The 26,410-nt window shown below is 39.1% G+C and carries 30 protein-coding genes and 1 tRNA gene; 17 read left to right on the top strand and 14 right to left on the bottom strand.

Features of this window, described 5'->3' with window-relative positions; translation table 11 throughout:
• Nucleotides 1-18: 18 nt before the first annotated feature.
• The 12 genes from rimP to G6069_RS03230 are packed head-to-tail and all read right to left on the bottom strand — an operon-like array spanning nt 19 to nt 10,621.
• The gene (gene rimP, locus G6069_RS03285; RefSeq protein WP_078216489.1) at nt 19-459 is read right to left on the bottom strand and encodes a ribosome maturation factor RimP; all 441 of its coding nucleotides are present in this window, start codon (nt 457-459) and stop codon (nt 19-21) included.
• Nucleotides 452-787 carry a 30S ribosome-binding factor RbfA gene (rbfA, locus tag G6069_RS03280; RefSeq protein ID WP_079327135.1) on the bottom strand — a complete coding sequence of 112 codons (336 nt, stop codon included), beginning with the start codon at nt 785-787 and terminating at the stop codon, nt 452-454. Before rbfA ends, rimP begins: the two co-directional genes overlap by 8 nt.
• A complete protein-coding gene (gene infB, locus G6069_RS03275; protein ID WP_197293360.1) occupies nt 787-3,612 on the bottom strand; it encodes a translation initiation factor IF-2 in 2,826 nt (941 codons plus the stop codon). The genes rbfA and infB overlap by 1 nt, the downstream gene beginning before the upstream one ends.
• Nucleotides 3,609-3,863, bottom strand: coding sequence for a DUF448 domain-containing protein (locus G6069_RS03270; RefSeq protein ID WP_181352930.1), 255 nt, complete (start codon nt 3,861-3,863; stop codon nt 3,609-3,611). Before G6069_RS03270 ends, infB begins: the two co-directional genes overlap by 4 nt.
• Entirely contained in the window at nt 3,850-4,731 is an 882-nt protein-coding gene (thrB, locus tag G6069_RS03265; protein ID WP_000261712.1) for a homoserine kinase, read from the bottom strand. Before thrB ends, G6069_RS03270 begins: the two co-directional genes overlap by 14 nt.
• A 53-nt stretch (nt 4,732-4,784) precedes the next feature.
• Nucleotides 4,785-5,258, bottom strand: a complete 474-nt coding sequence (locus tag G6069_RS03260) for a tRNA threonylcarbamoyladenosine biosynthesis protein TsaB (protein ID WP_197293359.1) — start codon at nt 5,256-5,258, stop codon at nt 4,785-4,787.
• A 22-nt stretch (nt 5,259-5,280) separates the two neighbouring features.
• Complete coding sequence (gene lpxC / locus G6069_RS03255) at nt 5,281-6,168, bottom strand: UDP-3-O-acyl-N-acetylglucosamine deacetylase (protein WP_197293358.1); 888 nt, start codon at nt 6,166-6,168, stop codon at nt 5,281-5,283.
• Nucleotides 6,165-6,752, bottom strand: coding sequence for a septum site-determining protein MinC (minC, locus tag G6069_RS03250; protein WP_197293357.1), 588 nt, complete (start codon nt 6,750-6,752; stop codon nt 6,165-6,167). Before minC ends, lpxC begins: the two co-directional genes overlap by 4 nt.
• A gap of 2 nt (nt 6,753-6,754) precedes the next feature.
• Nucleotides 6,755-8,077, bottom strand: coding sequence for a M23 family metallopeptidase (locus G6069_RS03245; protein WP_197293356.1), 1,323 nt, complete (start codon nt 8,075-8,077; stop codon nt 6,755-6,757).
• Nucleotides 8,078-8,086: 9 nt separating this feature from the next.
• Nucleotides 8,087-9,028 carry an outer membrane beta-barrel protein gene (locus tag G6069_RS03240; protein ID WP_197293355.1) on the bottom strand — a complete coding sequence of 314 codons (942 nt, stop codon included), beginning with the start codon at nt 9,026-9,028 and terminating at the stop codon, nt 8,087-8,089.
• An 11-nt stretch (nt 9,029-9,039) separates the two neighbouring features.
• Nucleotides 9,040-9,909, bottom strand: coding sequence for an outer membrane beta-barrel protein (locus G6069_RS03235; protein WP_197293354.1), 870 nt, complete (start codon nt 9,907-9,909; stop codon nt 9,040-9,042).
• Nucleotides 9,899-10,621 (bottom strand): hypothetical protein, encoded by a 723-nt coding sequence (locus tag G6069_RS03230; protein WP_197293353.1) that lies wholly within the window; start codon nt 10,619-10,621, stop codon nt 9,899-9,901. The genes G6069_RS03235 and G6069_RS03230 overlap by 11 nt, the downstream gene beginning before the upstream one ends.
• A 148-nt stretch (nt 10,622-10,769) precedes the next feature.
• On the opposite strand from G6069_RS03230, the gene panB reads away from it, so the two are divergent.
• The 9 genes from panB to G6069_RS03185 all read left to right on the top strand — a co-directional run bounded on the left by panB (nt 10,770) and on the right by G6069_RS03185 (nt 16,232).
• A complete protein-coding gene (panB, locus tag G6069_RS03225) occupies nt 10,770-11,582 on the top strand; it encodes a 3-methyl-2-oxobutanoate hydroxymethyltransferase (protein ID WP_097708472.1) in 813 nt (270 codons plus the stop codon).
• A complete protein-coding gene (ruvB, locus tag G6069_RS03220) occupies nt 11,583-12,593 on the top strand; it encodes a Holliday junction branch migration DNA helicase RuvB (protein WP_197293352.1) in 1,011 nt (336 codons plus the stop codon). It begins immediately after the preceding gene.
• 67 nt (nt 12,594-12,660) lie between these two features.
• Nucleotides 12,661-13,143, top strand: coding sequence for a Sec-independent protein translocase protein TatB (tatB, locus tag G6069_RS03215; protein WP_197293351.1), 483 nt, complete (start codon nt 12,661-12,663; stop codon nt 13,141-13,143).
• Nucleotides 13,136-13,885 (top strand): twin-arginine translocase subunit TatC, encoded by a 750-nt coding sequence (gene tatC, locus G6069_RS03210; RefSeq protein ID WP_097638823.1) that lies wholly within the window; start codon nt 13,136-13,138, stop codon nt 13,883-13,885. Before tatB ends, tatC begins: the two co-directional genes overlap by 8 nt.
• The gene (gene queA / locus G6069_RS03205; RefSeq protein WP_197293350.1) at nt 13,886-14,923 is read left to right on the top strand and encodes a tRNA preQ1(34) S-adenosylmethionine ribosyltransferase-isomerase QueA; all 1,038 of its coding nucleotides are present in this window, start codon (nt 13,886-13,888) and stop codon (nt 14,921-14,923) included.
• Entirely contained in the window at nt 14,920-15,456 is a 537-nt protein-coding gene (rsmG, locus tag G6069_RS03200) for a 16S rRNA (guanine(527)-N(7))-methyltransferase RsmG (RefSeq protein ID WP_079369193.1), read from the top strand. Before queA ends, rsmG begins: the two co-directional genes overlap by 4 nt.
• Nucleotides 15,450-15,692: a PP0621 family protein gene (locus G6069_RS03195; RefSeq protein WP_000944384.1), complete on the top strand. Its 243-nt coding sequence runs from the start codon at nt 15,450-15,452 to the stop codon at nt 15,690-15,692. Before rsmG ends, G6069_RS03195 begins: the two co-directional genes overlap by 7 nt.
• A gap of 2 nt (nt 15,693-15,694) precedes the next feature.
• Entirely contained in the window at nt 15,695-16,102 is a 408-nt protein-coding gene (locus G6069_RS03190) for a hypothetical protein (protein WP_150199725.1), read from the top strand.
• 42 nt (nt 16,103-16,144) lie between these two features.
• Nucleotides 16,145-16,232, top strand: a tRNA-Ser gene (locus tag G6069_RS03185).
• 15 nt (nt 16,233-16,247) lie between these two features.
• Here the strand turns inward: G6069_RS03185 and G6069_RS03180 are convergent.
• Nucleotides 16,248-16,850, bottom strand: coding sequence for an outer membrane protein (locus tag G6069_RS03180; protein WP_000291621.1), 603 nt, complete (start codon nt 16,848-16,850; stop codon nt 16,248-16,250).
• 289 nt (nt 16,851-17,139) lie between these two features.
• Between G6069_RS03180 and G6069_RS03175 the strand changes: the two genes are divergently transcribed.
• The 7 genes from G6069_RS03175 to copP are packed head-to-tail and all read left to right on the top strand — an operon-like array spanning nt 17,140 to nt 23,794.
• Nucleotides 17,140-17,514: a chemotaxis response regulator CheY gene (locus G6069_RS03175; RefSeq protein ID WP_000772151.1), complete on the top strand. Its 375-nt coding sequence runs from the start codon at nt 17,140-17,142 to the stop codon at nt 17,512-17,514.
• Nucleotides 17,515-17,526: 12 nt separating this feature from the next.
• On the top strand, nt 17,527-18,504 hold the full coding sequence (gene prmA / locus G6069_RS03170) for a 50S ribosomal protein L11 methyltransferase (RefSeq protein ID WP_197293387.1): 978 nt from the start codon (nt 17,527-17,529) through the stop codon (nt 18,502-18,504).
• Between the two features lie 8 nt (nt 18,505-18,512).
• The gene (gene ftsH / locus G6069_RS03165; protein WP_000805277.1) at nt 18,513-20,411 is read left to right on the top strand and encodes an ATP-dependent zinc metalloprotease FtsH; all 1,899 of its coding nucleotides are present in this window, start codon (nt 18,513-18,515) and stop codon (nt 20,409-20,411) included.
• A 2-nt stretch (nt 20,412-20,413) separates the two neighbouring features.
• Nucleotides 20,414-20,668: a hypothetical protein gene (locus G6069_RS03160; RefSeq protein WP_197293349.1), complete on the top strand. Its 255-nt coding sequence runs from the start codon at nt 20,414-20,416 to the stop codon at nt 20,666-20,668.
• Nucleotides 20,658-21,371 (top strand): CDP-diacylglycerol--serine O-phosphatidyltransferase, encoded by a 714-nt coding sequence (pssA, locus tag G6069_RS03155; RefSeq protein ID WP_197293348.1) that lies wholly within the window; start codon nt 20,658-20,660, stop codon nt 21,369-21,371. Before G6069_RS03160 ends, pssA begins: the two co-directional genes overlap by 11 nt.
• Nucleotides 21,368-23,593 carry a copper-translocating P-type ATPase CopA gene (gene copA, locus G6069_RS03150; RefSeq protein ID WP_197293347.1) on the top strand — a complete coding sequence of 742 codons (2,226 nt, stop codon included), beginning with the start codon at nt 21,368-21,370 and terminating at the stop codon, nt 23,591-23,593. The genes pssA and copA overlap by 4 nt, the downstream gene beginning before the upstream one ends.
• On the top strand, nt 23,594-23,794 hold the full coding sequence (gene copP / locus G6069_RS03145) for a copper-binding metallochaperone CopP (RefSeq protein ID WP_000648276.1): 201 nt from the start codon (nt 23,594-23,596) through the stop codon (nt 23,792-23,794).
• 645 nt (nt 23,795-24,439) lie between these two features.
• On the opposite strand, the gene csd4 is transcribed toward copP, so the two are convergent.
• The gene (gene csd4, locus G6069_RS03140) at nt 24,440-25,756 is read right to left on the bottom strand and encodes a DL-carboxypeptidase Csd4 (protein ID WP_197293346.1); all 1,317 of its coding nucleotides are present in this window, start codon (nt 25,754-25,756) and stop codon (nt 24,440-24,442) included.
• 136 nt (nt 25,757-25,892) lie between these two features.
• Between csd4 and G6069_RS03135 the strand changes: the two genes are divergently transcribed.
• On the top strand, nt 25,893-26,408 hold the full coding sequence (locus G6069_RS03135) for a flagellar FLiS export co-chaperone (RefSeq protein ID WP_079368890.1): 516 nt from the start codon (nt 25,893-25,895) through the stop codon (nt 26,406-26,408).
• Nucleotides 26,409-26,410 lie beyond the last annotated feature (2 nt).

Below are 26,410 nucleotides of genomic sequence, written 5' to 3'. Positions count from 1 at the left end.
CTACCGTTTCGCGTTATTTCACCACTCAAAAAGCGTTTTAACTTTCTTTAAATCTTTATATTCCACGCTTTTGATAGCGTGATTCTCTAATTCAAAATCCGCGCTCCAATCGTTAGCGTCTTTAAGGACAGCTTGAAAGCTTTCTTTATTGATGAGTTTGACTTCCACTTTTTCGCCTAAAGAAAGCTTGAAGTGTTTGGGGGTTTTAAGCGTTCTTTCTAACCCCATAGAGCTCACTTCTAAAATATAAGCGTCTTGAATAAAATCGCACACATCTAATAAGGGCGAAATCACCTCGCTCACTTGTTGGCAAATGTCCAAACTAACCGCCCCATTAGGGTTTTTAAGGCTCACCCTTAAAACATGCTGCTCGTTTTCTTTAACCAAACTCACATCATAAAGCAAGTATCCCAAACTTTCAATCACGCCCTCTATTTTCTCTTCTATTTTTTTAGTCATTATCTTTCCCTTTAGCGATTTCATTGAATATGGCGTCTAGGCGGAGCTGCTTTTCTAAACTATTGTCTGAAACAAAACTGAGTTTTGGGCATTTAAACCACCCGCTCGCTTGCAAAACAAATTGCCTGATCAAACCTTCAGCTTTTTTCAATTTAGAAAGGATTTTATGATCTGATGAAAGCACAAACACATAAGCGTGGTGTTTCCCTTTAGAGCATTCCACTTTAGTAACGCTTAAAGAATTCAACTCGCCATCATTCAAGCTCGCTAAAGCTTCTTGCAGTAATTCTAAAAGATTGGATTCTAAGCGTTCTTTATGAGCGTTCATTAGAGGGTTCTTTTTTTATGGATTTCTTTATAGGTTTCAAACACATCGCCCACTTTAATTTCATTATAATTTTCTAACATGATCCCGCACTCATAGCCCTTAGAAACTTCTTTCACATCGTCTTTAAAGCGTTTCAAAGAAAGGATTTCGCCGGTATGAATCACCACGCCATCCCTAATCAAACGCGCCTTAATGCCACGAGCGATCACCCCATCGCTCACCACACAACCGGCTATCGTGCCTACTTTAGGGATATTAAAGGTTTCCCTCACTTCCGCTTGTCCGGTATGCTCTTCTTCAATGATAGGACTCATCAAGCCCAACAACAGCGATCGCATTTCTTCAATCAAGGCATAAATCACCGTGTAAGTTTTAATGCTCACGTTGTATTCTTTAGCCTTATTTTTCACATTACCGGTGGGGCGGATATTAAAGCCCAAAATCACCGCATGCTCACTGCTAGAGACTAGGCTCAAATCATTCTCAGTAATGCCCCCCACCCCTGAGTGGATCACTTGGATCGCCACTTCTTCGTTATTAAGCTCTAACAAACTGTTTTTAATGGCTTCTAAACTTCCTTGCGTATCCGCTTTAATGACTACAGGAATGTTTTTTAATTCCTTATTGGCGACCATTTCTGAAAGCTCATCAAAAGACACTTTAGTACTTTTACTCAAGGCTTTTTGGCGTAAATAAGTCGCCCTCTTTTGAGCCTGCAAGCGCGCGATGGAATCGTTTTCTACCCCTATTAAAACAGATCCCGCAGGCGGCACTTCGCTCAAGCCTGTGATGAGAGCCACCATAGAGGGTTTTAAACTTTGAATGCTCTTGCCTTGATCGTCAGTCATGGTTCTTACTTTACCAAACGCCGTTTCGGCAAAAAAGCTATCCCCCACGCTCAAAGTCCCGCTTTGGACAATCACCGTGGCTACTGCCCCACGCCCTTTTTCCACGCTCCCTTCTAAAACAACCGCTCTAGCGCTGCCCTCTTCTATGGCTTTTAATTCCATAATATCCGCTTGGATAAGAATGGTTTCTAATAAATTGTCAATGCCATCGCCCGTTTTAGCTGAAACAGGGATAAACTCATGCTCTCCGCCCCAATCCACAGGGTTATAACCAAGCTCAGCGCATTCGGCTTTGAGTTTGTCCGGATTCACATTAGGCTTATCCATTTTATTCATCGCAAAAATCACAGGCACATTAGCGGCCTTTGCATGCTCTAACGCTTCAATAGTCTGCTGCTTCACGCCATCATCAGCCGCTATCACAATCACTGCAATATCTGTAACTTGAGCCCCACGATTACGCATCTGGCTAAAGGCTTCATGCCCTGGGGTGTCAATGAAAGACACCCATTTGTTATTTTTTTCTACCATGTAAGCGCCAATGTGCTGAGTGATCCCCCCAGCTTCCGTGTGAGCGACTCTTTTATCACGGATTTTATCTAATAGTGAAGTTTTGCCATGATCAACATGCCCCATGATAGTAACCACAGGCGGGCGCTCTTTTTTCACCCCCTCTAGCACTTCTTCTACTTCAAATTCTTCTAAGGTGTTTTGAACAGAAATTTCTAAATGGAACTCTTCGGCTAAAATCTCTATGCTATCCTTATCCAAAAAGTCGTTTTTAGTTACCATAAGCCCTAAATTAAAGAGGGTTTTAATCACATCAGCCAGATTCAAATTCGCTTTTTGCGCGAATTCATAGACGCGCACTTCTTCAGGGATTGCAATCGCGCTTTGGATCACTTTTTGGCTGTTATCGTTACGAAATGCACGCTTTTTCTTGGATTGTCGTTTGATCCCGCTTTCATTCATCCAAGGGTTTTTTCTTTGGACGCGCACCCTGTCGTTGATGTTTTGGCGGATTTCTTTTTCTTCTTCTTCCTTATTGAGATTATCTTGTTCATGCAAATCAAACAATAAGATTTCATCGGTTTCATCATCATAAATATCATTGCCCTTAAAATCCCTCGCATCGCTCAAATCAATTTTATGGGATTTGTTGTTTTTGGCTGTGGGGGTGGGTTTGGGCTTACTGGGTTTTTTGGCTTTTTTAGCCTCTTGCTTGTCTTTTTCTTGCCATTCTTTTTTAATGTCTTCAAAAATAGCCGCCGCACTTTGAGTGGGTTTTTTGCTTTCTGTTACGCTGTTTTCACTTTCATTTTCTGTTTCATCGTTGCGTTTAATCACCCTAAAACCGGTGCGTCTTTTAATGTTTTCATGGCGTTTGATCTCTTGCTCTTGCTTTTTAACTTCGCTGATTTCTTTTTTAGCGTTATTGGTGCTGTTAGCGTTGCTTTGGGTGAGCTTGTTTAGGGCTTCTCGGCTTTTTTGGATCTCTTGGAGCTTTTGCTTGGCTTTTTCTATTTGAGAATGGCTAACCGCTTTAGGGGTGCTTTCTACAGGGGGCGTTTGGTTTTCAAAAGTATTGACAATCTCTATCCCTCCTTTTTTTTTGGCAATGGGCGTGGGAGCTTCTTTTTTCTTTTCTTTAGTTTTTTTGGGCTTTGGCTGGCTTTTTGTTTCTTCTTTTTTAGGCGTTTTGGAAACTTTTTTGTTAAGGGGTTTGGGCGTTTGGGCCGTATTCAAATCATCTTTATTGTCTTGTTCAGGATTTTTAGCGGGTTGATTGGCTTGTATTTGTTCTTTAATGCCATCCACAATGTATTTGTATAGCTTGCCGGCCTGCTCTGGGGTCATTTTAGAATTTGTCTTAAGCTCTAAACCAATGTCTTTGGCTTGCTCGATCACATTTTTAAGCTCTTTTTGGGTCTTACCAAGCTCGGCTAAAAATTCTTTTAAATCAACCATACCACTCATGCTATGCTTCTCTCCTTAATCCAAGTAATGATATTTTTAACATCTTTTGGGGCGTTCTTTATTTTTGAAACCGCTTTCAACAACTTTTTTTCTCCATTTTTCAAACAATTTCCACACACATAAAAACTACGGCCTGTGCCATCAAATTCCATGATTTGATTTTCAAAGCTTTTCAAGCGCAACAAATCCTTTTGGGGTTGGCGCATTCTGCACGCCACACACATGCGGATTTTAATTTCAGTCTTTCTCAATAAGGACTCCATCATTGTCAAAATCTAAAACCGCTACCCTAAATTTAGGGAATTTCTTGCTCAAAACCTGCTTTAATTTAGGGGCGTCTTCTTCATAACACATGTTAAAAAACGACGAACCGCTCCCTGAAAGCGTGCTCATTAAGGCGTTATTTTCTAAAGCGAGCTTTTGGATCGCAAACAACACGGGATAAGTTTGCATGCGCTTATATTGATGCATCCTGTCTTTAGAACAACAACGCAACAAGTCCCACTTCCCCTGCACAATCGCCATCGTCATCAAACTCGCATGCGAAAGGTTAAACACGCTTTCTTGCACGCTGTAACGCTTGGGCAAGAGGTGGCGGGATTGCTTGGTAGAAATGGCCCTATTAGGGATCACCATCACCGCTTTTAAAAAAGAAGGGATTTTGGTTTTTAAACTTATCACTTTCTTCTTTTCCACAAACGCTGCATTATACCCCCCAAACACTGCTGGGGTGATATTATCCGGGTGGTTTTCATAAATTAAAGCGGTATTGACAATGTTTTCTCTATCAAAAGCAAACCCTAAAAACGCAAACGCTGAAGCGACCGCCCCCACAATCATCGCCGAGCTAGACCCCATGCCCCTTGTAATAGGGACTTTATTATGCAATAAAAATTTAAATGAGCCGTCATTCCCATGCTTTTTTAAAATCTCATAAAACACTTTAGTGAAGATATTGTTGGTTAAGAATTTAGGGATCCCCTCACCCTCCCCAACCAATTTCACCGCATGGAAGCTGCTAGGCTCAATAAAAAAACGATTGCGTAAATTCAAGCTCAAACCCAAGCAATCAAAACCGGGGCCTAAATTCGCACTTGTTGCAGGAACACTCACTACCAAATTTTAAACCCCTATTGTTGATACCCTTTCATTTTTAAAACTAGCATTATACACTAAATAGGAGGCAAAATGTAAAACGGCGTGTTCAATTGGGTGAATTTGTCTTTCTCTAAAAAAGAGGGCAGCATGAAATCTTTTGGCACAATTTTCAAATCCTTAAAATCGCTCAAGCTTTCCCTTTCTTTTGAAACAAAGTATTTATTGGCATACGCCAAAATGGGCGTGTTGTCGTTAAAATCAAAGCCTGTGGTTGAATAGAGTTCAAAGTCATGGATTAAAGCCAAAGTGTGTAAGAAAACATGCGTGAGCTTTAAGCTAGTGAAACTCCCTGGCCCTTTAGCGTAATAAACCCCCTTAATCGCCGGTAAAGTAGGGTTTTTAAAATCTTTGAATAATTGCGAAAAAACTCCCACTAAAGCTTCGCTTGTTTTTAGTTTGGAAGTGTAAGAAGTGCATAAAAAATTGTTTTGATACACCCCAAGCAAGACTCTCTCGCCTAAAGAGATAAGCACTAAATCCAATTCCAAAAAATAAGCCCTAAATTCAGGATTAAGCGAAAGCCTTTTGCAACGCAAATTCTTTGACTGGATCCGAAGCGATCAAAACTTCATAATTTTTAGCATCCGCTAAAATGGCTTTAACCAGCATAGAATTGAGCTTGTGGCTACCTGAAAAAGAAGTGTATTTGCCCATCACAGGCATGCCTAAGACCATCAGATCCCCCATAGCGTCCAAAATCTTGTGGCACACGAATTCCTTTTCGCATCTCAAGCCCTCTTTATTCAAAATGCTGTTTTCATCTAGCACGATGCAATTATTCAAGCTCCCCCCTTTAGCCAAACCAATGGATCGCAAGTAATTCACTTCTTGCAAAAACCCAAAGGTGCGAGCTTTAGCGACTTGCTCTTTGTAAGCGGTTTTACTAAAGACGAAATGATGGGCTTGCTTAGCGATAACCGGATGGTTAAAATCAATCGTGAAATTCAAAGAAAGCTGGCTGTCTGGCTCAATTTTAACGAATTTATCGCCCTCTCTAACCTCAACGGCTTGCTTGATTTCCATCACCTTTTTAGGAGCGTCCAATTCTTTAACCCCCGCTTCATCTAAAAGCATGCAATAAGTCAAAGCACTCCCATCCATGATAGGGATTTCTTCGTTATCCACAGAGATCTTAAGATTATCAATGCCATACGCATGAACAGCCGAAAGCAAATGCTCAATCGTAGAAATTCTAGCGTTATCCTTACCCAACACGGTTGCCATTTTGGTATCCACGATGTTTTCAGATTTTAAGGGGAGCTTCACGCCCAAATCAGAGCGGTAAAAAACAATGCCTTGATTTTCTCCTAAAGGCTCTAAAACAAGCTTCACAGGAACGCCCTTGTGTAAGCCTATCCCTACTAATTCCACAGAGTGGTTAATGGTTGTTTGTTTCATAATACTTCCTTTATGTCTAGTATATCGTCATTTTTAGTGATTATTTTAATATTTTTATTTACTAAAAACCGTTCAACCTCTTTTAAAGACAAAATTTTATTTTGAAAAACGATTTGAGCGCTCTTGACTTCTTTTAAAATCAAGCACTCTCCAAAGCACACAATCGCCCCTTCGCAAACCCCATAAACCGACACACAGCCCTCTGAAATAATCTTCGCCCCATTGTGGATATTACCCAAAAAAATAAGGTGGTTAGCGCTATAAATCTCTTCCCCGCTCCTGATATTACGCTCATAAATCGTTGTTTTAGGTTCTGTTTTAGAATGATTGGGTGTTGGATGATTGGTTTCTTCTTTTAAAGACATGGTTTTGATATGACGTCCGTTTAAAGCGCGATTCGTTTCTAAAAACAAAAGCTGGTGTTTGTGCAAAACGGCTTTGACTTCTGGTTCAATATCGTATTTAAAAATAATAAGAAAATATTGCAAAAGGGCATGGTTTTTTTCTAAAAATTCCATGACCGCCTCAGGCTCTTGCTTTTCAATTTCAAACGCATGCACGTTTTTTTGATTCGTTTTTAACATGACTATCCTTTCATTAAAAGCCGTTTGGCTTGCTCTATGGGGGCAATGATATTGGTTTTTATCCATTGCTCATTAAGCCATTCATTGGGCCGGACAAAAACCCCTTGCAAAAGCACCCCTAAATGCAACCCGCTCCCTAATTTCAAACCACTACTCCCCACGCTTTCATCATCTTTTAAATGCGCTAAAAAAACGCACAAACCTAACCCATAGCAATTGATTAAACTATTACCATAAAAATCTAATTCCCCCTTAAAAACCCTCTCCACCGATGGATCAAACGCTAAAGATAAATCCTTACTGGGTATCAAATCCACCCCTAAATGCAAGAATTTAAACAACACCTGATTATCCTTTAAGAGACGCCGATTTTCTAAAAAATTGCTTATCATTTTAAAAGGCCCATTCAAAGGTTTTAGCGCTTGAAAATGGGAAAAATCCTTACCAAAATCCCCTTGCTCTAAAGCGATTTTTTGGATTTTTTCTAAATCTTTTAAGCGCGCGTTGGAAAACATTTCTAATAAAGTTTGCTCAGTGTGATTTTGAAATTTTTCTTGCTTTGCAATCTTATCCTTTAAGGCGCTTAAATCTATCTCTTTTCCCCTCACATGACGGGTTTTTCGTTTGAACAATAAAGGGGTGGTATTAGAGTTATAGGCTTTATCTTTAGCGACAATGAACGCCTTAAAATCCTTATTTTTATAAGACCAAGGCACTAAAGCGATAAAAACATTACGCTGCTTGAATTCTACAAGCCTGAACGCTTTAAAATCCTTTTTTTTGACGCGCACAAACGCTTGAGACAAATTCTTATCCAAAGCTTCAAAGACAACTATCGTGCTCCCTCCATAAGCGATGCTTGGGGAACGAGATAAAATCGTGATTGAGGGTTTTATCGTATCAACACACACTTCTTGTTTGAAAGACGCCTTATTGCCATTGAAAAAATTAGCATAGCTCCAATCACTAGCTTGAATTTCATATAAAAGGCACTTGTCTTCTAACCCCATGATTTCAGGCTTGATCAAAGGCACTTCTAAAGACTTGGGTTTATCCAATACCAAATTTTCTTTTTCATATAAGATCAAATTATCTTGCGTGGTTACTTTTAAATCGTAGCGTTTGATGCCCTTTGGGGCTGCTATTTTAATCTTAATGGGTTTTTTTAGATCCCAAAAAAGCGCTTCATTATTGTCATTGAGCGCATCCTCTTCGCTATTCAAACTAAAACTTAAAGCTTTGGGTTTTGTGATTAAAGCGTTAAAAATCAAATAACCCCCTAAAATCAAAACGACTAACGCTAAAATTTTAAACCTTAACTCCAAAATCAAGCCTCAAAAAATGAACGCATAATTCACTAATAAAAAACTGGATCGCTTGAACTGGTTGTTAGCTGAAATCAACAATCGTTCATCATCTTCTTTATTGTGATAAACCGCTCCCTCTTCTACTCCCATCCTCAAATAGCCAATCGGTAATTTTGCGCCAATCTCTAAGCGGTGTTTCCTATAAAGCGTTAAACTCACGCCCACATTAAAAGTGTAATCCACTTCAATCAAAGATTTCCATAAAAAATTAGGGCTTGAATAGCCCCCCACCACCAAATCCCTCCCGTTTTGATTAGGCTTATCTTGATAAAGCATAAGCCCTATCCCAAAACCTGCATAAACGCCTAAAAAATGCTTTTTAGTCTTAAAATCTAAAGGCATATCAAACAACAAATCCGTATTCATAGCCCCTAAAATATAAAAAAACGAGCCCACAGGTTGCTTGCTTGCATCCTCTTTTAACACCCCTCCCCCAAGCAATAAATCCCCATAAAATCGTGTCCCAAAATAAGGCACGAAGTATTTTTGATACCCGAATTTAGCGCTAATCATAGAAACAGGAGAGTTAATATTGATATTGTTTTTAAACGCGCTAGGGGCATTTGCACCGTATCTGTCTAACATTTCCCCTTGATAAGACAAGTTAAGTTCCCCATAAGCATACCCACCCCCTAAAAAAACCCCACTCTTATCATCGGCTATGGAAAAAGATTTGAGTAATTTTTTTCTTTTCTTTGAAGAAATCTTTGGGTAAGTTCGCTCTAAATATTCTTCTTCAAACTTATCCTTATCCATCTCTTTGGGCGAAACCCCTTTTTCGGTGAGCTGTTGCTTTAAATGGTTTATTTTTTCGTCTAATTGTTGGTTTTCTTCTTCTAAATTGTCATAATCTGTCGCTTGAAGTCCTATAATGAACGCTAGATAAACTAACCAGTATTTGAGTTTCAACCCTTGAGCCTTTACAATAAATAGTTGTAACTAATATAATAAATATTAGTGCTTTTAAAATAATATAAAAAGGTTTGCGAAGTTTCTTTTAAGGGAGGCATTTTTAAGGCTAATTCAAAGCGGTGTCTGAGGTTAAGCGTCATGCTCACCCCTAAATTTAGCACTAATCCAAAAGCGTTAGGCTGTGAATACCCTTTAACCTCTTTTAAATTTTGATACATCCCATTCCACCCCACTCCAACGCCTCCAAATATCCCTAACGCAAACCTTTTTTCTTTGTCAATAGGCTTATCCATCAACAAATCAATATTCAAGCTTGCGGTTTGATAAGAGGCTAAAGAATCGCTTTTAAACCCTTTCATCGCCCCCCCTAAATATTCCCCATAAAAGCGTAAGGCGCTAATCCCGTTAGCAAAATACTTTTGATACCCGCTCCTTAAGCCATACAACAAAGGAGAAGCTTGAATATTGTTTAAAGGTTCAAAGCTCTCATAAGATCGGGCGTTAGGATGAGCGTTAATCCCTATATCGCCAAGGATTACGCCTATAAAAAAACCGCTCTTATTTTTAGCCATTTGCTGGAATAAGATGGCTTCATTTTTTTCATGCAATTCCCCTTTGAGCATGTAAAGCTGGCGTTTTTTCTTATGGATTTCTTCAAGCAGGCTTTTTTCATCAATATTCTTTTTAACTTCCTTGTTTTCTTCAAACTCTAGCGTTTGGGCGCGTTTTTCTTCCAAAAGAATGGGAGCGTCTTTAGAGGTATTTTCTTTAATCATGTTTTCTTCAGTCATACTCTCTTGAGTCGTATTTTCTTCAGCGTGCAAGCCCAACATAAAACCAAAGCATAAAATGAGATTTCTTATTTTTTTAGAACACATATTGATACCCAATGCTTGCTATAGCTCCCCACCAAGTCTCTTTTGAAGAATTAGATTGCAAAAAAGGGAAATTATTCAAAATTTTAAATTCAAATTCAATGCGGTTTTTTTCTAATACCGTTAGAGCCAATCCTGCGTTAAAAGACATCCCCCATTCCGCCGTATAATTCACCCCATGCGCTACAACCCCTAAACCTAAACCCATATACCCCCCCATATAAAGGTATTTCCCCACAAAGGGCAAAGGAAAGTCTAATAAAAAATCCCCATTCAGCATGACCGATTGAAACCCCACGCTCCCAAAGCCCGCTTTCTTAGGAGCTCCTCCATAATATTGAATATAAATACGCCTGCCAATGATATTGGGCTTGACTAAGCGCGCAAAAAACGACGGCCTGAAAGTTTGATAGCCAAAACGCAAGCCATAGGCAAACAAATAATTTAAAATATTCCCGGTGATGCTAGAGCTATTGGTTTTGACCATGATTTCATGATTGTAAAAAAACCCGGTATTGATCCCTAAAATAAGCCCGCTTTTAGCGTTCGCCCTTTTTAAGTCTCTGATCAATTCTTCAACTTCTTTGTCTTCATAAGCTTTATAATACTTGATGTATTTGTAGTATTTTGGGTCTAGGGTGTCATAATCAAGCGCGTTCAATCCCGCATAAAACCCCATTAAAGACCATAAAATAACATATTTTTTAAGACCCAAAATCGCTAAATCCCTTGAATTGTTTGTTAAAAGTTTCTTTCAATTATACTAAAATAATTAAAATGACCGGTTAAAATGGAGTAAAATTTTTACCCACCCCAATAAAGTCATGCTACAATGCCACTATATTTAACACTTAGGATTTTTAATGAGCATGCAAACCGCCCCAATTAAAAAAACCACTCTCAACCACCTCCAAGCTAAAAAAAATCAAGAAAAGATCATCGCTATTACCGCTTATGATGCGCTATTCGCTCAAATATTTGATCCGCTAGTGGATGTGATTTTAGTGGGCGATAGTTTGAATATGAGTTTTTTCAATCAAAACGACACTTTAAGTGCGAGTGTGGAAATGATGCTCTATCACACCAAAGCCGTGTGCACAGGCGCTAAGACTCCTTTTATCATCACAGACATGCCCTTTGGAAGCTATAAAGATGAAAAAACAGCCCTAAAAAACGCCATTAGAGTTTATAAAGAAACCCAAGCGAGTGCGATCAAGCTAGAAGGCGGGAAAGAAAAAGCAAAGCTCATTAAAACGCTCACTGATGAGGGCGTTATCGTGGTAGGACACATCGGCTTAATGCCCCAATTCGTGCGTCTTGATGGGGGTTATAAGATTAAGGGCAAAAATGAAGAACAACAAAAAAAGCTTTTAGAAGACGCCTTGAGTTTAGAAGAAGCTGGGGTGGGTTTGTTGGTTTTAGAGGGTATAACCACCCCTATCGCTCAGAAAATCACGCAAAAAATCAAAATCCCCACGATCGGCATAGGGAGCGGTAAAGATTGCGACGGGCAGATTTTAGTGTGGAGCGACATGTTGGGCTTTTTTGATAGCTTTAAACCTAAATTCGTGCGAGAATACCTTAAAGGGAAAGAACTGGTTCAAAACGCGATTCAACAATACGCTGACGATGTGAAAAAGGGAAACTTCCCTAACGAATTAGAAAGTTATCATTAAATGAAAGAACGGATAGTCAATTTAGAAACTTTGGATTTTGAAACTTCTCAAGAAGTGAGTTTGCGCCCTAATCTTTGGGAAGATTTTATCGGTCAAGAAAAGATTAAAAGCAACTTGCAAATTTCTATTTGCGCGGCTAAAAAACGCCAAGAAAGTTTGGATCACATGCTCTTTTTTGGCCCGCCCGGTTTGGGTAAAACTTCAATCAGCCATATCATCGCTAAAGAAATGGAAACCAATATCAAAATCACCGCCGCTCCCATGATAGAAAAAAGCGGTGATTTAGCCGCCATTTTGACGAATTTGCAAGCTAAAGACATTCTTTTTATTGATGAAATCCACCGGCTTAGCCCAGCGATTGAAGAGGTTTTATACCCGGCTATGGAAGATTTTAGACTGGATATTATCATAGGCTCAGGCCCGGCCGCTCAAACCATTAAAATTGATTTACCCCCTTTCACCCTTATTGGCGCTACCACTAGAGCCGGAATGCTCTCTAACCCCTTAAGAGACAGATTTGGCATGAGTTTTAGAATGCAATTTTATAGCCCTAGCGAACTAGCCCTCATCATTAAAAAAGCCGCCGTTAAACTCAACCAAGACATCAAAGAAGAAAGTGCTGATGAAATCGCTAAAAGGAGTAGAGGCACACCAAGGATCGCTTTAAGGCTTTTAAAAAGGGTGCGCGATTTTGCGCTAGTCAAAAATTCAAGCTTGATGGATTTAAACATCACTTTGCATGCTTTGAATGAATTAGGCGTGAATGAATTAGGCTTTGATGAAGCGGATTTGGCGTATTTATCTTTGTTGGCTAGCGCTCAAGGAAAGCCGGTGGGTTTGAACACGATTGCAGCATCTATGAGGGAAGATGAAGGCACGATTGAAGACGTGATTGAGCCTTTTTTACTCGCTAATGGTTATTTAGAGCGCACCGCTAAAGGCAGAATCGCCACGCCTAAAACCCATGCGCTTTTAAAAATCCCTACTTTAAACCCCCAAACTTTATTTTAATCTTGTTTAGAAAGAAAATTACACTACAATAACGATAAAATTTTAAAGGGTGTGAAAGTAGATTATCATGTTTGGCATGGGCTTTTTTGAAATCCTTGTGGTGTTGATTGTAGCGATTATTTTTTTAGGGCCAGAAAAATTCCCCCAGGCTGTCGTGGATGTGGTGAAATTTTTTCGCACGGTTAAAAAAACGCTCAATGACGCTAAGGACACTTTAGATAAAGAAATCAATATTGAAGAAATCAAAAAAGAAACCCTAGAGTATCAAAAACTCTTTGAAAATAAAGTGGAGAGTCTTAAAGGCGTTAAGATTGAAGAATTAGAAGACGCTAAAATAACTGCAGAAAATGAGATTAAAAGCATTCAGGATTTGATGCAAGATTACCAACGCAGCTTAGAAACCAACACGCTCCCTAACCATTTAAATGAAGAAGTTTCCAATGAAGAAGCCTTAAATGAAGAAGTTTCAAGCGATAAATCTCATAAAGAAGTCCAATTAACAACCGATAACAACGCTAAAGAACACAACAAAGAAAAAGAGCATGTTTGAAGATTTAAAACCGCATTTACAGGAACTAAGAAAGCGTTTGATGGTTTCTGTGGGAACGATTTTAGTGGCGTTTTTGGGGTGTTTTCATTTTTGGAAAAATATTTTTGAATTCGTTAAAAATTCTTATAAAGGCACGCTCATTCAGCTCTCCCCTATTGAAGGGGTCATGGTAGCGGTTAAAATCAGTTTTTCAGCCGCTATCGTCATTTCCATGCCCATTATTTTTTGGCAATTGTGGCTTTTTATCGCTCCAGGGCTTTATAAGAATGAAAAAAAAGTGATTTTGCCTTTTGTGTTTTTTGGGAGCGGCATGTTTTTAATGGGGGCGGCGTTTTCTTATTATGTGGTGTTCCCTTTCATTATTGAATACTTGGCCACTTTTGGGAGCGATGTGTTTGCGGCCAATATTTCTGCGTCCAGTTACGTGAGCTTTTTCACGCGCTTGATTTTAGGCTTTGGCGTGGCGTTTGAATTGCCTGTTTTGGCGTATTTTTTAGCTAAAGTGGGCTTGATTACCGATGCGAGCTTGAAAGCGTATTTCAAATACGCTATTGTAGTGATTTTTATTGTAGCAGCGATTATCACTCCTCCTGATGTGGTGAGTCAAATCTTTATGGCGTTGCCTTTAGTGGGGCTTTATGGGCTTTCTATTTTGATTGCCAAAATGGTCAATCCGGCTCCTAAAGACGACGAAAGCGATCACGAAAATGACACCAAAGAGCATACAAAGAGCGAGTCGTAGTTGAAAGAATTTGATTTAGAAAGCTATGATTATCATTTGCCTAAGGAATTGATCGCAAACTACCCCGTTTTGCCCAAAGAAAAGGCTAAATTACTCGTCTATGAAAGGCGTTCGCAAACAATCACGCACACCACTTTTGAGCATGTTTTAGACTTTTTCCCTAAAAACGCCCTTGTGGTGTTGAACGACACTAAAGTGATGAAGGCTAGGCTTTTTGGATCTAAACATGCCTTTTTGCCATCAAAAACGACTGAAGTGTTTTTCCACCGCTTTTTTAAAGGCAACACCGCCCTAACTCAAATTAAGGGTAAGATCAAAGTGGGGGATAAAATCTTTTTTGATACAAATTATCACGCTGAAGTCTTAGAATTGCTTCATAACGGCCAGCGCTTGATCGCTTTTTATGACAATCAAACCCCCTTAAATCAAGAAAATATCTTAAAGCTTTTAGAACAATACGGGCATATGCCCTTACCCCCTTATATTAAAAGAGCGGATGAGAGTTTGGATGCGCATGAATACCAGAGCGTGTTCGCTAAACACATCGGCGCGGTGGCTGCCCCTACGGCGTCATTGCATTTTTCTCAAAATACCTTAGAAAAATTATTGAAAGATTTCAAGCACGCTTTTTTGACCTTGCATGTGGGGGCTGGGACTTTTCTTGGCGTAGAAACTAAGGATATTAGAGAGCATCAAATCCATACAGAAGTTTTACGCATTCCTAAAAAGAGCCAAGAAATTTTGCAAGAATCCCAAGAGATTTTATGCATCGGCACGACCGCTTTAAGGAGCGTGGAATACTTTAAGCGTTTAAAAAACCCTAATCAAGAATCGTTTGAATGCGACATTTTCTTGCATCTTGCCAATCCTATTCAGTATGTTAATCATTTGCTCACTAATTTCCATTTGCCCAAATCAAGCCTTTTAATGCTTGTGAGTGCCATGATAGGCTTAGAAAAAACCAAAGAAATCTACAAAATAGCCATAGAAAAGAAGTATCGTTTTTATTCCTATGGCGATGGGATGCTGATTTTATGAATCCCTTGTTGCAAGATTATGCACGCATCCTTTTAGAATGGAATCAAACGCACAATTTGAGCGGTGCGAGGAATTTAAGCGAGTTAGAACCCCAGATCACAGACGCTCTAAAGCCCTTAGAATTTATCAAAGATTTTAAAAGCTGCTTGGATATTGGGAGCGGGGCGGGACTTCCTGCTATCCCTTTAGCCCTTGAAAAACCTGAAGCGCAATTCATTCTTTTAGAGCCAAGAATAAAAAGAGCGGCTTTTTTAAACTACCTTAAAAGCGTTTTGCCTTTAAAAAACATTGAAATCATTAAAAAGCGTTTAGAAGACTATCAAAATCTTTTACAAGTGGATTTAATCACCTCTAGAGCGGTCGCTAGCTCTTCTTTTTTGATAGAAAAAAGCCAACGCTTCCTAAAAGATAAGGGACATTTTTTATTCTATAAAGGCGAGCAGTTAAAAGATGAAATCGCTTATAAAACCACTGAATGCTTTATGCATCAAAAGCGCATTTATTTTTACAAATCAAAGGAAAGTTTATGTTAAGAATTTTAATCCCCCTACTCATTATCGTGTGGGTTTTATGGCGTTTGTTTTTAAAGCAAAAACCCCTTAAAGACGACCCCAAAGACAACCACTCTTATACGCAACAAACCCCCAAAGAATTAGAAGATCACATGATTGTATGCTCTAAATGCCAAACCTATGTCTCTAGCAAAGACGCTATTTACAGCGGAGCGGTAGCCTATTGCAGTGAAACTTGTTTGAATGATAAGGGGTAAACATGCTTATTTTAGGACACCCTTTAATCCCTAGCACTCGTTTTGTTTTCATTAAAAACACCGATGCTATTCATTCCAGCGCCAATAACGATATAGTGTGTTTTGAAGCAAACCCAAAAAATTTGGAATTAGCTAAGTATTGCTGTGAAAATAGCGTCAATTTTAGCGTGATCTTTTTATCGCACAAGATAGAAACGGACACCTTTTTTTTATTCAACGCTTTCAAACCACTCTATTGTATTTTTAAGGATATTAAGCAAGCCATACTCGCCCAACAACACGCCACTAATTACTTATTAGATAGCAAAATCTTGTTTTCTATGGATCTAAACGATACAGAGTTGTGGGAAATTTGCGCTAAAAATCAAATAGATGGTGTCATTTCTAAAAATTCACTCCTTTTGAAATAAGCCCTTTTTAAACAAATCTTAGCTATAATAAGCCCGTTTTAAGGGGAGATGTCCGAGTGGTTGAAGGAGCACGCCTGGAACGCGTGTAAGGTGCAAGCCTTCGAGGGTTCGAATCCCTCTCTCTCCGCCATTTTAAAAATGCCACTTAAAAATGCCACGAGTGCGAAACAAAAAACAAAAAACTCCTTTCAAACAAGCTGCGCCTTTCAGGCGTTAAAAAGATTTTCATGCCAATTTCCACATCCACCTTATGATACAAAACGATCGTGCGAAACTGCACCCCAAACTTCCCGATAGCCCTAAAATAAGTGTTGTGAAAATTGAAATCTTTTAATGAATCCCAAGTATTCACCACCAAATCTTTGACTTTATTGTTGAGTATCCATGTGTTAGCGGCCAGTTGCAAGCCAAAGAAAAAAGCCCAGCGGTTGATAGGGTTTTTAGCGTAGGCGACCATGAAATCCCCTCCCACCCCATAAGTGAACATGTTCGCTTGCAAAGTAGAGTCATTATTAAAAAGCACATTGCCATAATCTATAAAGAAATAATACCTAGAATAAGCCCAATCGTTTTTAGGATTCACTTCATAGCCTTGAAGGATTGAAGCCCCTTGTAAAAGCTTGTTAGTGTTTAAAGGGCGCATAAACACCGTGCCTATTTGATAAGAAGAAGACATGTAACTCAAATTTTCAGCATTTAAAATATTTAAAAAACTTATACCCAGTATTAAAATTCTTAAATAATACACTTACTTGTAAAATCCTTGTCTTTCTTTTTTCAAACCATCCAATGACCCTTTATCGCACTCAAAAGTTATTTTATTACTTTTAAACTATTATGATAGCAAACAAACTGAATTTTTTTACAAATGAGAACGCTCATTAAACGCTCCATTTAGCCAATGATTATTGTTGGTCAAGGTAATTTTAATCAAAACATGCTATTATTTGGAATGATTTATTATTATAAGGCGTTAGAGACGCTTTGGCTGTTTAAAAAGAGCCTAATTTAAATGCAATCTTAAAAGGAGAAGTACTTTGAAACTACTGGTAGTAGATGATAGCTCAACTATGAGAAGAATTATTAAAAATACACTTTCACGCTTAGGCTATGAAGATGTTTTAGAAGCTGAGCATGGGGTGGAAGCTTGGGAGAAACTAGACGCTAATGCGGACACTAAGGTGCTTATCACAGATTGGAACATGCCTGAAATGAACGGCTTGGATCTCGTTAAAAAAGTGCGCTCTGATAGCCGTTTTAAAGAAATCCCTATTATTATGATCACCACAGAGGGCGGTAAGGCCGAAGTCATTACGGCTTTGAAAGCGGGCGTGAACAACTACATTGTGAAACCTTTTACCCCCCAAGTTTTGAAAGAAAAATTAGAGGTTGTTTTAGGGACAAACGATTGAGTGTTAAAGCCAATGTATTATGAGTTTTTCTTTATCTTCCCTAAGGAGCGAGAGCTTTTTGAGAGCTTTCTTTTAGACACCACGCATCTAGCCTTAGAAGAATCAAGCCTAGAAAATTTAAAAGCGTTTGACGATAAAGAAACCATTGAATTTATAAGCCAATCCAGTTGGCATTATTTCGCCACTCATGATCCTTTAAAAGAACATTTAAAAGAAAAACCCCCACATCTCAAAAATTTCGTTATTTTACGCTCTCAAAAGGATTTGAATAACTCGCTCATTCCAGCATTAGAAGCGTTTTGTTTGAATTTAAAACAAAACTTGCAAAGTGAGTTTGATTTTTTCTATCTTTCACGCAATCTGGCTTCAAAAGACTGGCTAGAAGCCTACAAACAAGCTATTTTGCCGGTGCAATGTGCCAAATTTTACATACACCCTAGCTGGCATCAAAAGCCAAGCCATGTTGTTACAAATGATTGCATAATGATTGATCCGGCTTTGGCCTTTGGATCAGGCCATCATGAAAGCACTTCTATGTGTTTGGAACTGCTCTCTAACCTTGATTTAAAACGCAAAAACGCCTTAGATGTGGGCTGTGGGAGCGGGATTTTAAGCATCGCTCTAAAAAAACAAGGCGTTAGCGCTTTAGTAGCTTGCGATACGGATAGTTTAGCCGTTGAAGAAACCCTAAAAAATTTTAGTTTGAATCAAATACCCCTATTAGCGCAAGATAAGGTCATTTATGGCTCTACGCAAAAAATTGAAGGGCGTTTTGATATCATTGTGGCGAACCTTGTCGCTGATGTGATTAAGAGTTTGTATAGTGAATTTGTGCGGCTTTGTAACCACACTCTTATTTTATCAGGGATTTTAGAAACCCATTTAAACTCTGTTTTACAGATCTATTATAATGGATTTGAGGTTTTAGAGCAACGGCAACGTAACGAATGGGTCGCTCTAAAATTGCTTAAAAAACAACCAATAAATTAAGGATTATAATGAAACCAACGAACGAACCTAAAAAACCTTTTTTTCAAAGTCCCATTATCCTTGCGGTTCTTGGAGGGATTTTACTCATTTTTTTTCTGCGTTCTTTCAATTCTGATGGCAGTTTTTCGGACAATTTCTTAGCTTCTAGCACTAAAAATGTGAGCTACCATGAAATCAAACAGCTCATCAGCAATAATGAAGTGGAAAATGTGAGTATCGGTCAAACTTTGATCAAAGCCAGCCATAAAGAGGGCAACAATCGTGTGATTTATATCGCTAAACGAGTGCCTGATCTAACCTTAGTGCCTTTGTTAGACGAGAAAAAAATCAATTATTCTGGTTTTAGCGAGTCTAACTTTTTTACCGACATGCTAGGGTGGCTCATGCCTATTTTAGTGATTTTAGGGCTATGGATGTTTATGGCAAACCGCATGCAAAAAAATATGGGTGGGGGTATTTTTGGCATGGGGAGCGCGAAAAAACTCATTAACGCTGAAAAACCCAATGTGCGTTTTAATGACATGGCGGGCAATGAAGAAGCCAAAGAAGAGGTGGTAGAAATCGTAGATTTCTTAAAATACCCTGAACGATACGCCAATTTAGGGGCTAAAATCCCTAAAGGCGTGCTGTTAGTAGGGCCTCCAGGAACCGGTAAAACCCTTTTAGCCAAAGCGGTAGCCGGCGAAGCGCATGTGCCGTTTTTCTCTATGGGAGGGAGCAGTTTTATTGAAATGTTTGTGGGCTTAGGGGCAAGCAGGGTTAGGGATTTGTTTGAAACCGCTAAAAAACAAGCCCCTAGCATCATTTTTATTGATGAAATTGATGCCATAGGTAAAAGCCGAGCGGCTGGAGGCGTGGTGAGCGGGAACGATGAAAGAGAGCAAACCTTAAACCAACTCTTAGCCGAAATGGATGGTTTTGGGAGCGAAAACGCACCTGTGATTGTCTTAGCTGCAACGAACCGCCCTGAAATCTTAGATCCGGCGTTGATGCGTCCAGGGCGCTTTGACAGGCAGGTTTTAGTGGATAAGCCTGATTTTAATGGCAGGGTAGAAATCTTAAAAGTGCATATTAAAGGCGTGAAACTCGCTAATGATGTGAATTTGCAAGAAGTCGCCAAACTCACTGCAGGGCTTGCAGGAGCGGATTTAGCGAATATCATCAATGAAGCCGCGCTTTTAGCAGGAAGAAACAACCAAAAAGAAGTCAGGCAACAGCATTTAAAAGAAGCGGTTGAAAGGGGGATTGCAGGGTTAGAAAAGAAAAGTAGGCGCATCAGTCCTAAGGAAAAGAAGATCGTCGCCTACCATGAAAGCGGGCATGCCGTGATTTCTGAAATGACTAAAGGGAGTGCGAGAGTGAATAAAGTCTCTATCATTCCAAGGGGTATGGCGGCTTTGGGCTACACCCTTAACACGCCCGAAGAAAACAAATACTTGATGCAAAAACACGAACTCATCGCTGAAATTGATGTGCTTTTAGGCGGAAGAGCGGCTGAAGATGTCTTTTTAGAAGAAATTTCTACCGGTGCGAGCAACGATTTAGAAAGGGCGACTGATATTATTAAAGGCATGGTGAGTTACTACGGCATGAGCAGTGTCAGTGGGCTTATGGTGTTAGAAAAACAGCGGAACGCCTTTTTAGGAGGCGGTTATGGAAGCAGTAGGGAATTTAGCGAAAAGACTGCAGAAGAAATGGATCTTTTCATTAAAAACTTGCTAGAAGAGCGCTATGAGCATGTCAAACAAACCTTGAGCGACTATAGAGAAGCGATTGAAATCATGGTCAAAGAATTGTTTGACAAAGAAGTCATTACAGGCGAGAGGGTGCGTGAAATCATCAGCGAATACGAAGCCGCCAACAATTTAGAAAGCCGTTTGATCCCTTTAGAAGAGCAAGCGAGTTAAGAGTGCGAGCTTACAAACAGATTTTTGATAAGGGTTTAAAGCCTTATGATAAACATTCTGTTTGTTTAAAGCTTTTTTTTAGATTTTGTTTTCTAAAAACCCGCACTTATCAACAGCGTTATAAAGCGTTTGTTCTAACGCTCTTTTTTTGTGAGTTTTTTAGCGCTTGTAAAATTTTTATTCCCATAATTGATTTTAAAATTGTTTTTATTCCTACTCTAAAAGCCAAGTTAAAAAGAATCTCTAATGCCTATTAACCCTCTCTATCTTTTCCCCAATCTTTTCACCGCTAGCAGTATTTTTTTAGGCATGATGAGTATTTTTTACGCTTCCAGTTACCAATTTGTCATGGCGTGTTGGTTAGTGGTAGCGAGTCTTATTTTAGACGGGCTTGATGGGCGTGTCGCAAGGCTTACCAACACTACTAGCAAGTTTGGCATAGAGTTTGACTCCCTAGCTGATGTAATCGCTTTTGGAGTCGCCCCAAGCCTTATTACTTACTTTTATGTGGGGTATAATTTTGGGCGCATAGGCATGGCGGTGAGCGCGTTGTTTGTGATTTTTGGAGCGATACGATTAGCGCGATTCAATATCAGCATCAACACAAGCGACCCCTATTCTTTCATCGGTATCCCCATTCCTGCGGCGGCGGTATTGGTGGTGCTTTGCGTGTTATTGGATAACAAATACCATTTTTTAGAAGGCAATACCGAAAAGTTATTTTTAAGCTTTATTGTTTTATTGGGGGTGCTTATGGTGAGCAATATCCGCTACCCTAATTTTAAAAAAGTCAAATGGAATCTCAAGCTTTTCATCTTAGTGTTGATTTTTTTATCGTTAGTGTTTGTGCGCCCTTTAGAAGCTTTAAGCGTGTTTATGGGGCTGTATTTGATTTATGGCATCATTCGGTGGCTCTTTTTAATGGTAAAAATTATTTTTAATAAAAATAAGAGTGCATGAAAGAATCTTTTTACATAGAGGGAATGACTTGCACGGCGTGTTCTAGTGGGATTGAACGCTCTTTAGGGCGTAAAAGTTTTGTGAAAAAAATAGAAGTGAGCCTTTTAAATAAGAGCGCTAACATTGAATTTAACGAAAATGAAACCAATTTAGACGAAATTTTTAAACTCATTGAAAAGCTAGGCTATAGCCCTAAAAAAACTTTGGCGGAAGAAAAAAAAGAATTTTTTAGCCCTAATGTTAAATTAGCTTTGGCGGTTATTTTCACGCTTTTTGTGGTGTATCTTTCTATGGGGGCGATGCTCAGTCCTAGCCTTTTACCTGAAAGCTTGCTTACGATTAACAACCATAGTAATTTTTTAAACGCTTGCTTACAGCTTATAGGCGCACTCATTGTCATGCATTGGGGGAGGGATTTTTACATTCAGGGGTTTAAAGCCTTATGGCACAGACAACCCAACATGAGTAGCCTTATCGCCATAGGCACAAGTGCTGCCTTAATCTCAAGCCTGTGGCAATTGTATTTCGTTTATACAAGCCAGTGGTCTTATGGGCATTATTATTTTGAAAGCGTGTGCGTGATTTTAATGTTTGTGATGGTGGGCAAACGCATTGAAAATGTTTCTAAAGACAAAGCTTTAGATGCTATGCAAGCCTTGATGAAAAACGCCCCAAAAACCGCCCTTAAAATGCAAAATAACCAACAGATTGAAGTTTTAGTGGATAGTATTGTGGTGGGGGATATTTTGAAAGTCCTCCCTGGAAGCGCGATTGCGGTGGATGGCGAAATCATAGAAGGCGAAGGGGAATTAGATGAGAGCATGTTAAGCGGTGAAGCGTTGCCGGTTTATAAAAAAGTCGGCGATAAAGTCTTTTCAGGGACATTCAATAGCCACACGAGTTTTTTAATGAAAGCCACGCAAGATAACAAAAACAGCACTTTGTCTCAAATTATAGAAATGATTCATAACGCCCAAAGCTCAAAGGCAGAGATTTCTCGCTTAGCGGATAAGGTTTCAAGCGTGTTTGTGCCAAGCGTGATCGCTATCGCTGTTTTAGCGTTTGTGGTGTGGCTCATCATCGCGCCTAAGCCTGATTTTTGGTGGAATTTTGGGATCGCTTTAGAAGTGTTTGTATCGGTTTTAGTGATTTCTTGCCCTTGCGCTTTAGGCTTGGCTACGCCTATGAGTATTTTAGTGGCGAACCAAAAAGCGAGTTCTTTAGGATTATTTTTTAAAGACGCTAAAAGTTTAGAAAAAGCAAGGCTAGTCAATACGATCGTTTTTGATAAAACCGGCACGCTCACTAACGGCAAGCCTGTCGTTAAAAGCGTCCATTCTAACATAGAATTATTAGAGCTATTGAGTTTGGCGAGCAGCATTGAAAAGAGCAGCGAGCATGTCATTGCTAAAGGGATTGTAGAATATGCCAAAGAGCGTAACGCTCCCTTAAAAGAAATGAGTGAAGTTAAAGTGAAAACAGGCTTTGGCATCAGCGCTAAAACAGATTATCAGGGCGCTAAAGAGATCATTAAAGTAGGCAATGGCGAATTTTTTAACCCTATTAACACGCTAGAAATTCAAGAAAACGGGATTTTAGTGTTTGTGGGTAGAGTGATCAATGAAAAAGAAGACGAGCTTTTAGGGGCGTTTGTTTTAGAAGATTTGCCCAAAAAAGGCGTGAAAGAGCATATCGCTCAAATCAAAAAATTAGGCATTAACACTTTTCTTTTAAGCGGGGACAATAGAGAGAATGTCCAAAAATGCGCGCTTGAATTAGGGATTGATGGTTATATCAGCAACGCTAAACCACAAGACAAGCTCAACAAGATTAAAGAGCTTAAGGAAAAAGGGCAGATCGTGATGATGGTGGGCGATGGCTTGAATGACGCTCCCAGTCTTGCTATGAGCGATGTGGCGGTGGTGATGGCTAAAGGGAGCGATGTGAGCGTGCAAGCAGCGGACATTGTGAGTTTTAACAACGATATTAAATCGGTTTATAGCGCGATTAAATTAAGCCAGGCGACCATTAAAAATATCAAAGAAAATTTGTTTTGGGCTTTTTGTTATAATAGCGTGTTTATCCCTTTAGCTTGTGGGGTTCTTTATAAGACTAATATCATGTTAAGCCCGGCGATTGCGGGTTTAGCGATGAGCTTAAGCTCTGTGAGTGTGGTTTTAAACTCCCAAAGGCTAAGGAATTTTAAAATTAAGGATCATTGAATGAAAGCAACTTTTCAAGTGCCAAGCATTACTTGCAGCCATTGCGTGGATAAGATTGAAAAATTTGTGGGCGAAATTGAAGGCGTGAGCTTTATTGATGCGAGCGTGGAAAAAAAGAGCGTGGTTGTAGAGTTTGACGCTCCAGCGACACAGGATTTGATTAAAGAAGCCTTATTGGATGCGGGGCAAGAAGTAATATAATAAAGGTAGTGTGATATAGAAGTAGCAGTTTAAAGACCTCAACATTCAAAAGGGTTGTTGTCTTTTAATGCTTTGTTTGGGTGTTTTTACGCCCTTCAATGGTGATTTATCATAACAATAAGGGAAAGAAATTATCGCGTTTTCCTTTTCTCATTTCCATTTTTGATACAAACGAATCTGCTTGTTCAAGCCGCTAATTACACCACCAATCAAAGAAAGGGAGTCGCGAGATAAATGGCTTTTGAATGATGAGCGAATAAGTTCACAGATTTTAACAAACAACATGCATAGCTCCATCAGGTTTTTTTATTGTCAACGAGACTTAAGCCCCTTATGCATCCAATAGGGACAAGAATACGAGAGTGATTATCTTTTAAGTCATTGTCTAGTCGCTGTATTAAGCCATCCATACCCTTTTGGACCCTTTTGGATTATCTCATGCATTATTTCTAAAACACGATATTCCCTTGCTAAAAAAAGAACAAGATGAATGCATGGTGTAGAGTCTATTGCTTATTTTGCTTAGCCTCTCTGTTAAGTTAGGTAATGATAAATAAAGATTTCTAATGTCTAGCATGACTATCCTTTATTGGCAGTTATCTTATATTAGGCGTTGCCTTAAATTTTGGTAAGATTTATCCATTCCTACACAAATTTCACTAGAATCATCCCGCTAAATGCGTTGTTTTTGTAAAATTCTATGCGATAGATCCTTTCTTGCTTGTCCAGTGAAAAGCGTTTTTGAAAATCTTTAAATCTAATCGTATAGCCCATTTCATTAGGCTTACTCTCATTAGAAACGCTAAAACCAATCACATTCGCGCGGATATTGTCCATAGCATGGATATAAAAACTCTCTTTCACTTCAACCACGCTCCCTATTTTAACCATTTTATCGTTATTGTCAAGCCGCATTTTCACTTCTTCTAAAGAATGATCAAACTCTATATAAAAGGGCGATAATCGTGTCATGAGTTTGTTGCCGTATTTTAAAAACACTTCTTGTTTATTTTTGACTAACCCCACAATGTAAGCGTTGCTCTCTATGGGGATTTGCGGGATTTTAGTGTTGTGGGGCAAGGGGAAATGATTGAGTTTAGGGCGTAAATTAAAAAGGGGCATTTTAGGCAGAGAGCTGATTTTTGCCCACAAGCTTTTATCATTGATTAGGGCATGCACGCTGTTAGGGTTAAGCTCAAAATCGCGCTTAAAAGGGATATTGAGCTGATTGAGTAAGCCCTCAATGGCTTGCAAGTGGTAAAACACCCTTGATGCTAAAGGGAGTTCTTTGCTGGCTTCATTGGCAAAAGCACTCTTTTTTTGATTGATCGCATAAAAAGTTAGGGCTTTTTGCATTTCTGTATCGCCTTGCGCAGTGCGCGTGTTTTTTAAATGATACTCCTCAATGGGGCGCAATAAATGGGCGTTGATGCTCTCAATCGTATTGTTGGCAAAAGAAAGCAAGTTAGGGAATTTCGCCCCCTTAACTTCATCTTGATCAATAATAAAGCAATTCCCCCAACGTTTAGGATTGAGCATCGCATCAATATAAATAGGGCGATAATACCCACCGCCATCATGCAAGTGCAAGACGGCGTCTATATTGGGTTTTGCAATCAAGGATTTGATTTCTTGGATAGTGGGGTATTCAGGGTCATTCTTGTCTAAAGCGGCAAATTTGCGGTTCATATCCCCATACAAGCCCCTATGATTTCTTAACATGGAAGGCTTATTCAATACGGGAACCACTTCCACCAAGCCTTTTAAAACGCTATAGTGCATTAAAAACAAATTAGCTGCATTAAACCCTCCAGGCTCATCGCCTTGAATCCCTGCTAAAAGCAACAAATGGGGGGCTTTGTCCCTGTCTTCTACATTTGTAGGGGCTTTTTCTATCGTTTCTATCGCATGCAAAAACACCCAAGAATACAAACCCCACACTAAAAGCCATATTTTTTTCATCCCATCTCTCTACTATTTGAAACTAAAAGATCGCTAATTATACCTAAAAAACCTTTTTAAGGGTGTTTTTTAAAATTTCCATAAAAAAGGAACGAAAAATGCTTGTGATCGTTTAATTCTATTTAAAAGGTTTTTTATGGATATTTTAAAAACTCTTCAAAAGCATTTGGGCGGTGTTGAAACAAGCGATTTTACAACCAATGCGATAGAAAAATCCCAACAAATCGCTAAATTCAGTAGGGACATGAAAAATATAAACGAGAGCGTTGGAGCGTTACAAGTCTTGCAAATCGCTTGCAAAAAGCTTTTCAATAAGAGCATGGGTTTAGAAGATAAAGACGCTTTGCAAGCTTCTATCATCAAACAAGAATTGCGAGAAATTGTAGAAAATTGCCAGTTTTTAGCCTCCCCTTTGTTTGACACCCAGCTAAACATTGCTATTAACGATGAAGTTTTTTCCATGATTGTGGCTAATCCTTTGAATTTATTGGAAAATATTGGTGGGTTTCAAGCTTATTTGGAAGAAAAATTAAACGAAATTAAAGAATTATTAGGTTATTTGAGCGAAAGCCTTTCAAACCCTAAAGCCTTTATGCCAAGTTTTTCAAATAAAAGCCTTAAAGATTTGTTGAGCGATGATTTGAGGGCTTAAAA

The organism is Helicobacter pylori (genome assembly GCF_017594925.1).
Lineage (GTDB): Bacteria > Campylobacterota > Campylobacteria > Campylobacterales > Helicobacteraceae > Helicobacter > Helicobacter pylori_DP.
Note: the sequence above shows the minus strand (reverse complement) of the source record. Positions and strands in the feature narration are given on the sequence as shown.

Coding starts and splice junctions, on each gene's coding strand:
- rimP (WP_078216489.1), bottom strand. CDS start 459: ATGACTAAAAAAATAGAAGAGAAAATAGAGGGCGTGATTGAAAGTTTG.
- rbfA (WP_079327135.1), bottom strand. CDS start 787: ATGAACGCTCATAAAGAACGCTTAGAATCCAATCTTTTAGAATTACTG.
- infB (WP_197293360.1), bottom strand. CDS start 3,612: ATGAGTGGTATGGTTGATTTAAAAGAATTTTTAGCCGAGCTTGGTAAG.
- lpxC (WP_197293358.1), bottom strand. CDS start 6,168: ATGAAACAAACAACCATTAACCACTCTGTGGAATTAGTAGGGATAGGC.
- minC (WP_197293357.1), bottom strand. CDS start 6,752: ATGTTAAAAACGAATCAAAAAAACGTGCATGCGTTTGAAATTGAAAAG.
- G6069_RS03235 (WP_197293354.1), bottom strand. CDS start 9,909: ATGTGTTCTAAAAAAATAAGAAATCTCATTTTATGCTTTGGTTTTATG.
- panB (WP_097708472.1), top strand. CDS start 10,770: ATGAGCATGCAAACCGCCCCAATTAAAAAAACCACTCTCAACCACCTC.
- ruvB (WP_197293352.1), top strand. CDS start 11,583: ATGAAAGAACGGATAGTCAATTTAGAAACTTTGGATTTTGAAACTTCT.
- tatB (WP_197293351.1), top strand. CDS start 12,661: ATGTTTGGCATGGGCTTTTTTGAAATCCTTGTGGTGTTGATTGTAGCG.
- tatC (WP_097638823.1), top strand. CDS start 13,136: ATGTTTGAAGATTTAAAACCGCATTTACAGGAACTAAGAAAGCGTTTG.
- rsmG (WP_079369193.1), top strand. CDS start 14,920: ATGAATCCCTTGTTGCAAGATTATGCACGCATCCTTTTAGAATGGAAT.
- G6069_RS03195 (WP_000944384.1), top strand. CDS start 15,450: ATGTTAAGAATTTTAATCCCCCTACTCATTATCGTGTGGGTTTTATGG.
- G6069_RS03190 (WP_150199725.1), top strand. CDS start 15,695: ATGCTTATTTTAGGACACCCTTTAATCCCTAGCACTCGTTTTGTTTTC.
- prmA (WP_197293387.1), top strand. CDS start 17,527: ATGTATTATGAGTTTTTCTTTATCTTCCCTAAGGAGCGAGAGCTTTTT.
- ftsH (WP_000805277.1), top strand. CDS start 18,513: ATGAAACCAACGAACGAACCTAAAAAACCTTTTTTTCAAAGTCCCATT.
- pssA (WP_197293348.1), top strand. CDS start 20,658: ATGCCTATTAACCCTCTCTATCTTTTCCCCAATCTTTTCACCGCTAGC.
- copA (WP_197293347.1), top strand. CDS start 21,368: ATGAAAGAATCTTTTTACATAGAGGGAATGACTTGCACGGCGTGTTCT.
- copP (WP_000648276.1), top strand. CDS start 23,594: ATGAAAGCAACTTTTCAAGTGCCAAGCATTACTTGCAGCCATTGCGTG.
- csd4 (WP_197293346.1), bottom strand. CDS start 25,756: ATGAAAAAAATATGGCTTTTAGTGTGGGGTTTGTATTCTTGGGTGTTT.
- G6069_RS03135 (WP_079368890.1), top strand. CDS start 25,893: ATGGATATTTTAAAAACTCTTCAAAAGCATTTGGGCGGTGTTGAAACA.